At 36.3% G+C, this 14,505-nt stretch carries 13 protein-coding genes and 1 tRNA gene; 1 reads left to right on the top strand and 13 read right to left on the bottom strand.

Annotated features, from left to right (window positions below; all coding sequences use genetic code 11):
- Positions 1 to 91: 91 nt before the first annotated feature.
- From rmuC to KJ849_05850, 11 genes are all read right to left on the bottom strand, one after another.
- On the bottom strand, positions 92 to 1,669 hold the full coding sequence (rmuC, locus tag KJ849_05900) for a DNA recombination protein RmuC (protein ID MBU2600087.1): 1,578 nt from the start codon (positions 1,667 to 1,669) through the stop codon (positions 92 to 94).
- 72 nt (positions 1,670 to 1,741) lie between these two features.
- Positions 1,742 to 2,098, bottom strand: a complete 357-nt coding sequence (locus tag KJ849_05895) for an aspartate 1-decarboxylase (protein MBU2600086.1) — start codon at positions 2,096 to 2,098, stop codon at positions 1,742 to 1,744.
- 36 nt (positions 2,099 to 2,134) lie between these two features.
- Complete coding sequence (gene ilvD / locus KJ849_05890; protein MBU2600085.1) at positions 2,135 to 3,793, bottom strand: dihydroxy-acid dehydratase; 1,659 nt, start codon at positions 3,791 to 3,793, stop codon at positions 2,135 to 2,137.
- Between the two features lie 49 nt (positions 3,794 to 3,842).
- A complete protein-coding gene (locus tag KJ849_05885) occupies positions 3,843 to 4,043 on the bottom strand; it encodes a hypothetical protein (protein ID MBU2600084.1) in 201 nt (66 codons plus the stop codon).
- A gap of 56 nt (positions 4,044 to 4,099) precedes the next feature.
- Positions 4,100 to 5,383, bottom strand: coding sequence for a hypothetical protein (locus KJ849_05880; GenBank protein ID MBU2600083.1), 1,284 nt, complete (start codon positions 5,381 to 5,383; stop codon positions 4,100 to 4,102).
- Positions 5,384 to 5,417: 34 nt separating this feature from the next.
- Positions 5,418 to 6,155, bottom strand: a complete 738-nt coding sequence (locus KJ849_05875; GenBank protein MBU2600082.1) for an outer membrane lipoprotein-sorting protein — start codon at positions 6,153 to 6,155, stop codon at positions 5,418 to 5,420.
- Positions 6,156 to 6,177: 22 nt separating this feature from the next.
- Positions 6,178 to 7,401, bottom strand: coding sequence for an FtsX-like permease family protein (locus KJ849_05870; GenBank protein ID MBU2600081.1), 1,224 nt, complete (start codon positions 7,399 to 7,401; stop codon positions 6,178 to 6,180).
- The gene (locus KJ849_05865) at positions 7,402 to 8,085 is read right to left on the bottom strand and encodes an ABC transporter ATP-binding protein (GenBank protein MBU2600080.1); all 684 of its coding nucleotides are present in this window, start codon (positions 8,083 to 8,085) and stop codon (positions 7,402 to 7,404) included.
- 322 nt (positions 8,086 to 8,407) lie between these two features.
- Positions 8,408 to 9,148, bottom strand: a complete 741-nt coding sequence (locus KJ849_05860) for a hypothetical protein (GenBank protein ID MBU2600079.1) — start codon at positions 9,146 to 9,148, stop codon at positions 8,408 to 8,410.
- A gap of 61 nt (positions 9,149 to 9,209) precedes the next feature.
- Positions 9,210 to 11,126, bottom strand: a complete 1,917-nt coding sequence (locus KJ849_05855; protein ID MBU2600078.1) for a DUF4445 domain-containing protein — start codon at positions 11,124 to 11,126, stop codon at positions 9,210 to 9,212.
- 137 nt (positions 11,127 to 11,263) lie between these two features.
- Positions 11,264 to 12,127 (bottom strand): DUF89 family protein, encoded by an 864-nt coding sequence (locus KJ849_05850; protein ID MBU2600077.1) that lies wholly within the window; start codon positions 12,125 to 12,127, stop codon positions 11,264 to 11,266.
- Between the two features lie 340 nt (positions 12,128 to 12,467).
- Between KJ849_05850 and KJ849_05845 the strand changes: the two genes are divergently transcribed.
- Positions 12,468 to 12,938: a CinA family protein gene (locus KJ849_05845; protein ID MBU2600076.1), complete on the top strand. Its 471-nt coding sequence runs from the start codon at positions 12,468 to 12,470 to the stop codon at positions 12,936 to 12,938.
- A 62-nt stretch (positions 12,939 to 13,000) separates the two neighbouring features.
- On the opposite strand, the gene KJ849_05840 is transcribed toward KJ849_05845, so the two are convergent.
- Positions 13,001 to 13,837, bottom strand: a complete 837-nt coding sequence (locus KJ849_05840; protein MBU2600075.1) for a HEAT repeat domain-containing protein — start codon at positions 13,835 to 13,837, stop codon at positions 13,001 to 13,003.
- Between the two features lie 16 nt (positions 13,838 to 13,853).
- A tRNA-Leu gene (locus KJ849_05835) sits at positions 13,854 to 13,940 on the bottom strand.
- Positions 13,941 to 14,505: the final 565 nt, after the last annotated feature.

Below are 14,505 nucleotides of genomic sequence, written 5' to 3'. Positions count from 1 at the left end.
TAAAGATCAATCTCTTGGTTTCCAGCTTCTTAATCTTCCTAAGGATTCATTATTTCAGTAGTTTGGGCTATTAAGCGTAGGTATATTTTCACTATAGATTTTCTTGGATCAACTCGTTAGTTTCTTCGGCATCTATCTCAGAATCATTGTCTAACAAGATAACAGCCTCAGCTTGTGGTAAAGCCTCGACATCCCTTAGCTTACGTGAAATGGTTCTGGACTTCTTACTGGCATCTTCAACCTTGTTAGTGGCAATCTGGAGGTTATTTTTAATTCCATCAAGGATGGTGGCAAATTTTCCAAAATCAGTCTTGATTGCACCAAGTAAAGACCAGACTTGGCTTGATTTTTTCTGAATAGCCAGGGTCCGAAAACCCATTTGCAGGCTATGAATAAGGGCAGCAAAGGTCGAAGGGCCAGCAACATTCACCCGGAAGTCTCTTTGAAGTACTTCAAAAAGGGCAGGGCGTTTTACCACTTCGGCATATAAGCCTTCGAAGGGTAAGAACATTATTGCAAAGTCAGTTGTTACCGGAGGATTAAGATACTTATCCCTAATATCCTTTGCAAACAACTTGATTGTTTTTTCTAATTCTTTGGTAGCTACCTCGACCAGCTCAAGATCAGCTTTTTCATAAGCGTTCAGAAGTGCTTCGTAAGTAGCACGAGGAAATTTTGCATCGACCGGAAGCCAAATGAAGTCTATTTCGTTGTCTTTTGATGGAAGCTTGATGGCAAACTCAACATTTTCTCTGCTTCCCTCCTTGGTAACAACATCCTTGGCATACTGCTCAGGAGCTAAAATAGCCTCCAGGATCATTTCTAATCTGTACTCCCCAAGTGAGCCCCGGGTTTTTATATTAGAAAGCACCTTCTTTAGATCGCCAACGCCGTTAGCCAGGGTCTGCATTTCCCCAAGTCCTCTTTGAACTTGCTCTAAACGATTACTAACCATTTGAAAAGAATGCCCAAGCTTATCTTCTAAAGTTTTGTGCAATTTTTCGTCAACTGTTTGACGCATTCGTTCAAGCTTGTCACTGTTATCATCTTGGATAGATTTGAGCTTGATCTCAATAGTGTCTCGCATTTTTTCAAGACGTTGCTCAGTTACTTGAAGAAGTTCGGTTTGCTTTATGGCCAGTCCATCAAACTTCTGCTTTTGCAAGTCATTGAATTCTGAAACACTTGCCTTAAACTGATCTTGAAAAGACTTGAGAGAAGCTGTCAACTCTTCTCGATTCTCCCTGGCAGCTAATTCAGATTTCTCTCGAAATGTGTCAAGCTTAGAACCAAGCGTGTTAGTTAATTGAGTTAATTTTTCTTCATTTGTTTGGGTCAACAAAGACAAGTTACTGGCAAAGGTTTCTAACTGATTCTTCTGCATATCAGCTACTTGACCCATTCTAGTTGAAACAGATTCGCCAAACAAGTGGAAAGATCTGGTTAGTTCCTCCCTGGCTTCCTTTGAGTTGCGATTTGTTTCGTCTCGATTTCTGGAGAGATCATCTCTCAGGGTTGATTCTATTCTTATAATTCCCTTGTCCAGATTGTCGAGAGAAAATAAAACCATTTGGAGATCAACCTGCGATAATTTTGACTGTAATCGGACTACTAATATTACAGTGCCAATAAGCAGAAATATTATGAGTATGAGTAATCCTTCTATCATTGTTGCTCTCTTCTTTTAGAAATTACCTTGCCCCTGTTGTTAGTTGAAGTTTCAACTTTCTTTCGAGTCTAACTAACTTTCTCCAACAATCTTATTTTCATGATTTAATTCTACAATCTTTGGTCTGATCTTGTCAACTTCTTCATTGCTTACTAAGACATAAGAAAGGACACAGACTTCATCTCCAGTATGGGCAAGTCTCGCCGCTGGTCCATAAAGAATAACCCTCCCAGAGTCTTCTTTTTCTTCTATGGTATATGTTTCAAATCTTTGACCATTTCTGAAATTAAGAACATGGACCTTTTCTCCTGGAAAAATATCGCTCTTTATTAAAATAGCTTTGTCTATCCCGATACTACCTTTATAGTTTAGTTCTGTTTTAGTTATTACTGCTCTATGAATCTTTGACTTTAAAAACTCTCTTAATATCATCTTTTCCTCTCTCTTTAAGTTTGGTTTTTAATTTTATTTAAAGATTGCTCCTGTGCTGGCAGAGCTTACAGCTTTAGCGTAACGATAAAGATATCCTTCCTTGATCTTGTATTCTGGTTCCTTCCATTCCTTAAGTCTTCTTTCTATCTCTTCTTGGCTTAACTCTACCTCTATCTGTTTATTGGGTATATCTATCTTAATCATATCTCCATCTTGAATAATAGCTATTGGTCCTCCTTCTTGGGCTTCTGGAGAAATATGCCCAATGGCTGCTCCTCGAGAACCTCCAGAAAATCTTCCGTCGGTAAGCAAAGCTACTTCTTTATCTAAACCAATACCGGCTATAGCCGAAGTAGGTCCCAGCATTTCTCTCATTCCTGGTCCACCCTTAGGTCCTTCATAACGAATAATTATTACTTCTCCCCTCTTAATCTTTCCTTCTAAAATAGCTGCCATCGCTTCTTCTTCGCAGTTAAATACTTTAGCTGGTCCTTTATGAATAAGCATATCTTTATCTACGGCTGATTTTTTTACCACTGCTCCGCAGGGAGCAAGATTGCCAAAAAGAATAGCTAAGCCGCCATCGTCAGAGTAAGGATCTTCAATGGGTCGAATTACCTGAGAATTTAAGTTCTTAGCTTCCTTAATATTTTCTTTGACTGTTTTGGTGGTAACTGTAACCAAATTAGTCTCAATTAGCCCTTTTTTATCTAACTCCATCATCACTGTGGAAATACCCCCAGCTTGATTTAAGTCTTCCATATGAAATGGGCCAGCCGGAGAAATTCGACAAAGATTTGGCGTTGAGGCACTTATTTGGTTAAACAAATTTAAGTCAAGTTTAATCTTGGCTTCATTAGCTATGGCTGGTAAATGAAGGACCGTGTTAGTGGAGCTTCCCAAAGCCATCTCTACCGCTATGGCATTTCTAAAAGCAGCTTCTGTGGCAATATGCCGAGGTAATAACTGCTCTTCAATTAACTCCATTATTTTCATGCCGGCTTCTTTAGACAATCTTTTTCTTTTAGCCATTACGGCTGGTATTGTTCCTGTGCCAGGAAGGCTAAGTCCTAACGCTTCACTAAGACAATTCATAGAATTTGCGGTAAACATTCCCGCACAAGAACCTGGGCCAGGACAAGCCTTATTTTCTATCTCTTTTAATTCACTCTCGGTAATCTTTCCAGAAGCATACTTACCTACGCTTTCAAAGACGGTAATTAAATCAATGGCTCTTCCGTTAAGCCTTCCAGACAACATAGGACCACCGCTGACAAAGATAGCCGGAATATTTAACCGTAACATAGCCATTAACATTCCTGGAATAATCTTATCACAATTCGCTACTAAAACCAGACCATCAAAAGGATAAGCCATCGCCATAATCTCAACTGAATCAGCAATAATTTCTCTGGAAGCAAGAGAATACTTCATTCCTTTATGACCCATGGCAATACCATCGCAAATTCCAATGGTGGAAAATTCCATAGGCGTTCCTCCGGCTAATCTTATTCCTGATTTAATTTCCTCTACCACCTCATTTAAATGAACATGCCCTGGAATAACTTTATTAGCTGAATTAGCTATGCCCACAATAGGCCTCTTTAGTTCTTCATCGGTGTACCCCATGGCTTTAAACAAGGAACGATGAGGAGCCCTTTGACAACCTTTCTTCATTAAGTCAGACCTCATTATAATTTCTTCCTTTCTTATTTCTTTACTTTTAGTAGCTCTCTTTTTGTTAATATGTTTTAATAAACCTTTCTATGGAACGATCATAAGTCTTTTCTATGTCACCGGGAAAGAAACAAGCTGGTAATTGACTCATTTGACGATGATATCTTATACATTCACAACAAAGACCCTTCCTACTACATGGTTCATAACTACAAGAACATTTTAACCGATTGCTTTCAATTTTACACTCTTGTCGAGTAGACATCTTTTCAACCTCCTTTGTTGTTATAGCGCTTATTAGTCAAAATTTGACCTTTCTTCCTAAAATAAATATTTTACCCCTAATTGAAACTCTGTCTGGTATGGAACTAAGCCAAATTCAGATTTGGAGTTGCCTGAAAACCAATTTAATCCCAATCTAATAACCAGACGCCCCCATTTCTGATAATCAAATGCAGGCATAATTACCAAACTTTTATCATCTGCATTTAAAAGTAAACTAATTTGGCCATCATAATCATCAAAAATCTCTGGATTACTTACTCTAAAGAATAGATAATTCTTACGCATATAACGGTATCTCATCAGAGAATTTGCTCTTCTAAGATTCTCTTTGAAGATATCCGCCGGAAGTTCAGCCGGTGGTTGCTTGAATTTAGTATAAGCAACCGTCGCTAAATCTATAAAATTAGTCCACTCTGCCTCACTATAACCATCTTGGTTAAAAAAATATTCAATAATGACATTTGTTTTGTTGGCAAAGGTATAATGTTCGCCTATTAAAGCTTTGGTAAATATCATTTTATCATCTTCGGGGTCGTCATATGTTCCATATTCATAAACCCCTGGCCCTACTTGTCTTTCTTCTCTTAACAACTTCCGCTTGCTACCTTTGCTCAAACCAACCTCAGCATGAAATTCAATCTTATTTCCTATTACTCCCGAAAGGTTAATACCTAATTTAGGCCATTTTTTAACATGAAGGTAAGATAAGCTCAGATCTACATCTCCGATCAGGGAATAAAGCTTGATCAGAGCTCTTGTTTCTTCTTTTTGTAAATGGTTAATTTTAGGAGCTAGAAGATAAGAGAAGGTTATTTTCTGGTTTATCTTCTCAAGCCTGACCAAATAATTCCCTTCGCGTTCAATTTTACGTTCTTCCTCCCTTTTGGTATAGTCCATTTCCTTAAGATCAGCCAAAAAATCCGAAGGATTATAGCTTAGTCCCACTCCTTCTTGAAGGTTTTCCTTGCCTAAAGTAAGAAATGATGTCTTAAATAATTTTAAGTCAATATATGCCTCATCTACAAAATTTTTGCAACTATTTTCATCCTTATCTTTAATTGACCATAATGGCCTATCTTTTATAGTTATCTTTAGCCATTCCTTATAGCTAATATTTAGCCCAAGATTAGCCGACAACAAATTTTCCCATTTTGGTAATAGCCCAAGTTCTAAATTAGGATTTAGAAGAAAATCTTTCTTTAAGCGATAGTAGCTTACCTGCTCAGTAATATCACCATTATATTCAACCCCATGATAGGCATAAGCATAAGAATATATTCCTATCAATAGAAAGAGAAAACCTAATCTTATTTTTGTCATCGCTGTCCATAAAGCTGATACCTGACGGCTGGCTTTATCTGATATGTTTTAGATAAGTCTTCTGGAAAAAAGCAGCCGGCGTATCAACTACTTTCATCTGGTTATATTCTATAATCGTGTGCTCTCCTTGGCGTACTTGATCATAGATTTCAAGGATTAAGGGCCGTTCCCGATCTAACACTTTAGTATAGCCCTTATAGAAGGCAATTTTTAATAATTTCCCTGAAACAGCATAAAACTCGGCTTTTTGCGGTTTAAGAGTTTCAGCTTCAGCCCAAAGAATAATCTTACTATAAGTTGCCTGAAGAGTTTTGGCATTTAATTCAAGTTTGACCCATGGTGTCCCTTTAAGCTTTTCTTCTTCTAATAATTTTGCCTCATAGTCAAGAGAATAAACTACTCGGGCCACATCGCCATTTGAAACCTGACCTAATAATCGTTGTTGAGGCGAAATCCTAATTGGCTCTCTTGTTCCAGGAATGTATATCCACATATTATTACCGATCATAAGAAAAAGTTTGCCCTTATTTTCAGGTGGAGCAGTAAATTTTACTAAGCTTTTATCGGCCTCCTTAATTCTAACCTCAAGCCTTTGTTCAATGTCTTTTTCTCCTTCTCTTTTGTAGGTAATTTTAAGATCAAAGCTAAAAGTTTTAGCCGGAGCCCTTATTTCGTCAATTTTTTCTAACATTTCCTTGGGACTAAGGGCATAGGTTTTAGAAGTTATTACCAGAAATATCAAAAAAAATATCAAAAAGATTATTCTTCGCATTTTTTTTTACCTTTTCATTATTTTAAGTGTGGGCTAAAGATTCGACAATATTTAATCGTGTCGCCTTAAATGCTGGGTAAAATGCTGAAATAGTAGCTACAATTACGGTAGAGATAAAAGAATACCAAAGCACCTCCGGGACAATAAGGATCAAGGCATTATAACCTATGGTCATAGCTGGTGGTGGTGGAATATAGATACCACCACCAAGGTTTATGATCGTGGCTATAAAAATCCCGGTTATCATACCTAATATGGCGCCAATTACGCCGGTAAGAAACCCTTCCCAGAGAAAAAGCGTTAAAATCTGTATTTTTTTTGTTCCAATGGCTCGTAAAGTTCCTATCTCTCTTATTCGCTCAAATACTGACATAGTCATGGTGTTAGCTATACTGAACAACACAATTAGGGCAATAATAACTTTCACTACTTTAAAAATTCCATTATATAATCTCACCACGCTATGATAAAATTCAGCTAATTGATCCCATGTTTTAAACTCTAAGTTAAGATTTTTCTCTTTAAATAAAATGGTCAGTCTTCGCGCTATTTCTGGGGTATGTTCTGTTTTGTCTGATAAGATGACTATCTTTTCTACGCTAGTAGTAGAAAAGAGTTGTTGAACTATCTTGAGTGGAAGTTTTACATAGACAGAATCATACTCCTTGGAACCACTTTGGCATACCCCAATTAGTTTAACATCAGCCGCATTGATCATCCCTTCAGGAGTAGTAGTAAGAATGGTCAGATAATCTCCTATTTTTGCGCCAAGTGACTTTTGAAGCTCTCTGCCAATAACCAGTTCGGCTTGATCTTCTTTAAATAAGCCCTCTCCTTCTATGATCGTTTCAAAACTTGCCAGTTTGGCCTCTTTTTCAGGAATAACCCCATCCCCTTTACAAACAAGAGTCTTTTCACCTGTCGAGATAAGCCCAGAGAATGAAAGTCTAGCGGTAACTAATTCGAGACAAGGAATTTTATAAAAAATCTCTTCTAATTCTTGGTAATTCTTAATTAGATATTCTGACGAGTTAGCGATACCTTTTTTACAATAGCCCTTTTTATAGACCTGAAGATGGCCTAATTGAGACCTAATGGTAGATTCCCTTAATCCCCAGAAAGAGTACTCTACAAATCCACCAAAGACAATTAATCCTATCATTCCAGAGATGATAGCTAAAAAGGTAATGGTAGTTCGCCTTTTGTTTCGGAAGATATTTCTTAAGGCTAAGCTAAAGAATTTCAATTATCCCTCCGTTAATTCCGAGACCTTGCCATCCCTGAGGTGATATACTTTATTGGCATACTTTACTACTTGTGGATCATGGGTAGAGAAGATGAAGGTTGTAGAAAACTCCTCATTTATCTTTTGCATAAGTTTTAAAATACTCATTCCGGTCTGGGAATCTAAGTTGGCCGTTGGCTCATCTGCTAAGACAAGTTTAGGCATATTTACTAAGGCTCGGGCAATAGCTACCCGTTGTCTTTGTCCACCAGATAATTCATCAGGCTTATGGTTTTTATAGTCAAGTAATTCTACTTCATCCAACATTTTTAGAACCATAGCCTTTCTTTCAAGACCTGGCTTTCCTAAAATCCAGAGGGGATATTCTACATTTTCGTAAGCAGTAAGGACAGGAATAAGATTAAAGGTTTGGAAGATAAAACCAAGGTGCTTATTTCGTAATTCAGAAAGCTTGGCATCAGAAAAAAAAGCGGCATTTTCATTGATAATTTGAACTGTTCCAGAGGTGGGCTGATCCAAGCAGCCAATAATATTAAGTAAAGTTGTTTTTCCACTGCCTGAAGGACCACAGATCGCGACAAGCTCTCTGTCTTTAATCTCTAAATTTACCCCTCTAAGGGCATTCACCTTTGTTTTGCCAAGCTTATATTCCTTAACTACATCTTTCACTGAAACAATTAACATAAAAGAATCCCCTTACTGGCCAGGCCTTTGCTTTGACCCTTACTTATTTCTTAACTACATGCAATCTGATAAATTAGTTGTATTTCCACCCCCTAACCCCCGCCAGCGGGGGATAAGCTTGTCCCTGTCCGAAAAGGCAACGAAACAACGGACATCCACGAGGCTGTCCCCCGCTGGCGGGGGTTAGGGGGTGGATTTTCCCTACGAGGTATGTCAACTTAATTAATGGATTGCATATACATCTTTCACTGAAACAATTAACATAGAAGAACCCTCTTTTTAAAACTTATACTTCTAATCGCTTCATAGAAGAACCCTCTTTTTAAGGCTTATAAACCTCTAATCGCTTCTTTGATAACATTCCATCTTTGGAGTTAGGAGCAATCTTTACTGCCTTTTCCCAATAATCACTTGCTAATTCCCATCTTTCCTCTACTTTGTAATATTCGCCAAGAAGACAGTAAATAGTAGCTAACAACTCAGGAGAAAATTTCTTTTCTCTACCCATCTTTAAAAGATAAAACATATCTTTTTTGACATATTTAGCTCGTCTGAAAAACGAAGGAAGAGCCAGACTATTATTAGCTCTACATAGTCTTACTACAAAATTATCTGGTGCTTTGGAAACTGCTTTATCCATCAACTGGCACCCCTCGTAAACATAGTAAAGTTTATTAAAAGGGACAAAAGCATCCCGGCCTAATAATGTCTTTGTGCTGCCCAGATATGCCAAAATTTCATAATCGTCTGATTTGCTCTCATAAGCCTTAGCTAAAATAGAGAATGCCTTTTTAGAAACACCCTTTTTACCTATGACACTTAAATTATGATAAGCAATACCTAAAATCTTTAAAGTCGTTATTCCGGAGGGTTCTTTTTTTAAGATCTCTTCCTGCTCCGCTATTACTTTTTCTAACTCATCAAACTCCATCAGGGAATAGATATTCTTTTCAGGTTTCTGTCCAAGCACCTGCCCAAAGACCATCTTTGAAACAAACAAAGATAATCCTATCAATAAAATAGCTCTCCATGTCAAGCTTACTATTTTTGGGATAGGGATCATATTTTCTCCTTTTAAAAAAACTAGAAATTTTTACTTCTTTTATAAAGCTTCTTTCACTTTCTTAACTTAAGAGTCTTTTATAAACTTGAGGGAATCTTTGATCGTTGGTATGGGGTAGAAAAAGAGCCGCTATATATTCTTCCATAAATTTAGGATTATCCGAAAGTTCAATATTAGTAATCGAACTGGCTATTTCTTTTGCTTGTTTTAGCATCTTTTTTGAACAAGCAGAAATAGTTGCTCCCAATAAAGAACCATTTCCAATAAAGATAAATTTAGCATAATCTACTTCCGGGAGAAGACCAATAGTTATGGCCTTTTCTATCTCTAAGTGAAATCCAAGATTTCCTGAAATTATTATTTTGGAGATATCAGCTATCTCAACTCCCACGCTATTTAATAAAGTAAAAATCCCAGCAAACATCGCCCCTTTGGCTCGAATAAGATCGTCAATATCTGATTCTGTAATTACTATATCTTCATCAATCCCGGCCTCATCTTTAAAAGCAAGGACATACTCCTTGATAGCCTTATTTTTTCTAATTCGAGGAGTCTCCTTTATTTCAAGATTAAACTTTCCTTTCTGGTTTATTATCCCTGCTTCCAAAAGCTCAGCGACGAGACTAATCAGACCTGCTCCACATATTCCTTTTGGTGGTCTATGGCCAATAGTAATAATCATGGGCTCAAAATTTTTATCTATCTCCACTTGTTCTATAGCTCCAAGAGTAGCTCTCATCCCATGCTTGATTGTTCCTCCTTCAAAAGCAGGGCCAGCTGAACAAGCGGTAGCTACTAACCAATCTTTATTTCCTAAAACCACCTCTCCGTTGGTGCCAATATCCACATATAAAGTTAATTCGGTTGATTGAGTAATGCCGGTAGCTAAAACTCCCGCCGTAATGTCACCTCCGACATAGCTTGATACACCAGGAAGAAGGTAGAGAGGAGTATGGGGGAATAACTTTAGCCCTACTTCTGAAGCCTTTACTTGATAAAGAAAATTTACTGCTGGGACATAAGGTGCTTCTCGAATATACTTAGGATTAACTCCTAAGAATAAATGTTCCATTGTGGTATTGCCAGCGATAACTAAATAAGTGATCTTTTCTTCAGTAATCTTGGCTTCTTTAACAATACTATTAATTAACTCATTGATGGTTTTAACTACTGCTTCTTGAAGAATCTTAAGCCCCTCTCCTTTTTGAGAATAAACTATTCGACTAATAATGTCCTCACCATAAGCAATTTGGGCATTAAAATCAGAAGTAGTCGCCACCTCTTCTCCTAAGAAAAGGTTAATAAGTCTGGCGTAAATTGAAGTAGTGCCTATATCTATAGCCAAACAATAATGTTCTTTAGTTTGATCACCTTCTTCTATATTGACTATCTCTGATATATCTTTATCTTTCAGCAGACTTAAGGTAACTTTAAAATTAGCTTTTCTTAAAAGCATGGGCAATGCCTTTAAGCAAGAAAGAGAGATTGAGCAATCATGAAGATCATATGTCATCTTGAGAGCTCTTTTAATTCTTGAAAAGTCATCAATATTATCTTCTAAGGTTGGAAGGGGTAACTCAAGATGGTATTTCTTTACCATAGGATCAATCTTACCATCAGGAGTAAGAGTCTTTAATTGTTCTTGAATGACTAATCTCTTTGAGACAGCCCCTTCTAAGACTCTCTTATCTGAAATTTGAGACTCTACCGGAATCCTTACCACCAGATGGCTCTTTATTTTAGAGGCACAAGCTAATCTATAATCCTTCTTTATCTCATCAGGAGTAAGTCTTTCTGAAATTCCTTCTTCAACTTCTCCAGACTCAATGATAACCTTGCATTTCCCACAACTTCCATTTCCGCCACAAGAAGCAGTGATATAAAGCCCAGCCGCAGCTGCTATTCTTAATAAGTTCTCTCCTTCTGGAGCGCTTACTTCTCTTTGGTTAGGATAAAAGATAACCTTATATTCTTTCATCAAAACCTCCTGATCTTTCTTGAATAAATCCTTGTTAGCTAACGTCTAATTATGATGCCAAATCTAAAGAATTTGAACAAAGGCTTCTGGAGTTGCCGAACTCGAAGGGTTGATACCAACGAAATTCCTTAAAGCTATTAACTTGATTTCTTTAAAACTAGATCTCCCATTTTACACTTAATATCTTTAGCCACTACCGGACATTTTACTTTAAATAAGAAGAAAATGGATCTGGAATCTTCTGATAAAGTTTCAAAGTTTCCCTGACCCTTACTAACAACTAAATCTGCATCTTGATAGATAGCTAAAAATTCCTTGGAACAAAACTTCAGGATTGTTCCTGGGGCATCACACCCACTTGAAACAAGCTGAGAGCATTTATCCAGCCCGCAAGCATAAGCATCTTCCATTAAGGCATCATTGATAATAGGCTTACCTTTTACCGCAAAAATTACTTCCTTATTTAACTCCTCAATTAAGATTTTATCAAAAAGAATTTCTCCAGCATTGTCAGCTATGTATAATATTGTCTTGGCTTTGCTTAAAGCTTCTTTAAACTCTAAGTAATTAAAGATAGTTTTGTAATCATTAAAAAGACAAGAATGGTAGTTTAATATTTTTTCTATCTCCTTATTGATCTCCAAAGAATCTTTTAGCCCATAATCAATAGCATTCCCAGCAATAGCTAATTCTATTGAAGTAAGTAACTTATCGTTTGAATCTTCTACTTTTTTCTTTAAGATAGAATAAAGGTTATTAGCTTGTTGATTGCTTTTCTCTTTGACTTCCTTAAAAGGATCAATTACTCCTGTTTTCTCTCTTATTAAGGCATAGATACTTCTGGTTATTTCCGGAGGAGACACCTTTAACGAAATATCAGCCATCATCTTATTAACTTCTTTTAAGATCTCTTCTTGTTTAGCTTGACCAGCATTAGCCCTTCTGGCTACATCAAGGGTTTGTCTTAAAAAGCAAGGAATACAATCCAAACAGGTCTTCATTTTCTTAATTCCTCTTGGTCTTATCTTCCCATCTCTGGGTTTAAATAAAGACCTATTTTACACTTCTTCTTATCTCTTAACAAGTATTTTTACAAGGTAGGTAACAAGGTAAATCTTTATCGCCACTCCCTAAAAACAAAACTTCTTCTTGACTAAAAAAAATAAGCAAGGTATATAAAGGTAATATAATAAGATAAATCTTTATCATCACTCCTTAAAAACAAAACTTCTTCTTGACTAAAAAAATAAGCTTAGTTTTAGTTTATAATTAAGGTAATAGATTTGACCAAACCTAAAGTAACTTAAAAACCTTAACTGCGTCTTTTGCTTTAAATCTTTTATGAAAGATCTAGTCAAAAAAATAGCTAAGAAATTGTTAAATAATCATTTAACTATAGCCGTAGCCGAATCTTGCACCGGAGGCTTACTTTGTTATCAACTTACCAAGATTTCTGGAAGCTCAAATTATTTTAAATGTGGTTATATTGTTTACAGTAACGAATCTAAAACAAACATTCTTTCCATTCCTGAGAAAATGATTAAAGAATATGGTGCGGTAAGTAAAGAGATTGCTTTATCTATGGCTAAAGAAACTTGGGAGAAAAGTAGCGCCGATCTAGGGATAAGCCTTACGGGAATTGCTGGTCCTATGGGAGGTAGCTTTCAAAAACCGGTGGGTTTAGTCTATATAGCCTTAGTTGGTCTTAAAAAAAAACTTTGTCAAGAGTATAATTTTCAAGGTTCTCGAAGAGAGATTCGCAGCCAAGCTACTCAGAAAGCCTTGGAGATGATTTTGGAAACCTTAGATTAAAATTTTTATTAACTCCTTAAATTTTAACTCCTCTATTATTAACTCCTCAAATTTTTAAGGAGTTATCTTTCTTTAATAGCTCTAATAGCTTCCTTAAGATCAGACCTTATCTCTTCTGAGACATTTGAAGATAATTCTTGTAGTCTTTGAATAGTGTTTCCACTTCCAAATTTGCTAAAAATATGGATAAGATTTTCCCTGACTTTAGGTGTTGCTTTTACAAACTCTTCTACTAAGTTATTCAAAGCTCTTTCTGAAGAAAATTGCCTTAAAGCCCAACTGGCTCCTTTAACTACCTCTTCATTAGGATCGTCTAAAGCTTTTACCAAAGATATAATAGCTTCTTCTGACTTCAAAGCACTTAAAGCCCAAACTACTCCTATCCGAATCCCCGTATCTTGATAATCAAGATGTGCTATTAATGCTCTTAAGACTACTTTAGACTTAAATTCACCTAAGGCTTGAGCCACGCTCCATCTAATCTCTTTATTTTTTAAAACTTTAATTAAAGGAACTATTGAAACTTCTGATTTTATCTTTCCTAAAGCCTGAGCTACATTTTGGAGTAAATTTATATCTAGATACTTGTTTTTTAAAACCTCGACTAAAGCTGGAACTGCTCTTTTGTCGCCAAGTTCTCCTAAAACCCAAGCTGCGTTTTTACGAGCAGCAGGCCTTCCTTTAGTAAAAACATCCATTAAAGGAAAAAATACTTTTTCTGACTTTACTTTGCCTAAGATTAAGGCTGCTTTTATCCCTACTTCTTTGTCTTCTAACATATTAACTAAGGTAAAGATAGTTCTAAAACTATCGACCTTCTCAAAGGAATCTAATATCTTTTTATTACTATCTGACTTACTATCCGACTTTAATAATTCCTTAATTAAATCTTTTTCCAAGTTCAATACCTAAAAATGGTGCCGGAGACGGGATTTGAACCCGTACAGGATTACTCCCACATGCCCCTCAAACATGCGTGTCTACCAATTCCACCACCCCGGCGTTTCACTTAAGGCAACTCTACCAAATTTTGTTAGAAAATGTCAATGTATTTTATGATCATTGCCGCAAAGGGTTAGACAAAATTACTTATTTTCTTTTTTTTCTTTTTTTTCAAGCCTTTTCTCTTTCAATGTTTTTTCAGATTTCCTTTTTACCTCTTTTTTTGTCTTTTGACCTTTAGCCATGGTTTTCCTCCTTTTAAGTTCACTATTACATAAGACAATTATAAGCGATTTGGCTCTAAATCACAAAGATATTTTACTAAAATTTCAAAAATATTATCTTTTCTATAATTATATCTAAATTCCATTTCTTTGAGATAGAGAGGGAAATAATCTTTAGAGACACCATGAAATTTAATCAATCTTTCTTTAGTATAAGCCCAAAATACCAAATACTATCAAGTTAATCACAAAAGAACCTTAGTTTGCTTATTCCTGCAAACCAGAAGGCTTTTTCTACTTGTGATGTCTCTCAAAGAATTGCCAGATCAATTCTGAGGCAGAAATATCAGTATTGACCTTTCCTACCTGTTGTTCCGGCAATGATGATTTCCCACCCGGCC

The sequence above is a fragment of the bacterium genome (assembly GCA_018830565.1).
In the GTDB taxonomy this organism is placed as follows: domain Bacteria; phylum UBA9089; class JAHJRX01; order JAHJRX01; family JAHJRX01; genus JAHJRX01.
The sequence above is the reverse complement of the archived record's forward strand: the minus strand, read 5'-3'. Positions and strand labels throughout refer to the sequence as shown.

Coding starts and splice junctions, on each gene's coding strand:
- rmuC (MBU2600087.1), bottom strand. CDS start 1,669: ATGATAGAAGGATTACTCATACTCATAATATTTCTGCTTATTGGCACT.
- ilvD (MBU2600085.1), bottom strand. CDS start 3,793: ATGAGGTCTGACTTAATGAAGAAAGGTTGTCAAAGGGCTCCTCATCGT.
- KJ849_05885 (MBU2600084.1), bottom strand. CDS start 4,043: ATGTCTACTCGACAAGAGTGTAAAATTGAAAGCAATCGGTTAAAATGT.
- KJ849_05880 (MBU2600083.1), bottom strand. CDS start 5,383: ATGACAAAAATAAGATTAGGTTTTCTCTTTCTATTGATAGGAATATAT.
- KJ849_05875 (MBU2600082.1), bottom strand. CDS start 6,155: ATGCGAAGAATAATCTTTTTGATATTTTTTTTGATATTTCTGGTAATA.
- KJ849_05865 (MBU2600080.1), bottom strand. CDS start 8,085: ATGTTAATTGTTTCAGTGAAAGATGTAGTTAAGGAATATAAGCTTGGC.
- KJ849_05860 (MBU2600079.1), bottom strand. CDS start 9,148: ATGATCCCTATCCCAAAAATAGTAAGCTTGACATGGAGAGCTATTTTA.
- KJ849_05855 (MBU2600078.1), bottom strand. CDS start 11,126: ATGAAAGAATATAAGGTTATCTTTTATCCTAACCAAAGAGAAGTAAGC.
- KJ849_05850 (MBU2600077.1), bottom strand. CDS start 12,127: ATGAAGACCTGTTTGGATTGTATTCCTTGCTTTTTAAGACAAACCCTT.
- KJ849_05845 (MBU2600076.1), top strand. CDS start 12,468: ATGAAAGATCTAGTCAAAAAAATAGCTAAGAAATTGTTAAATAATCAT.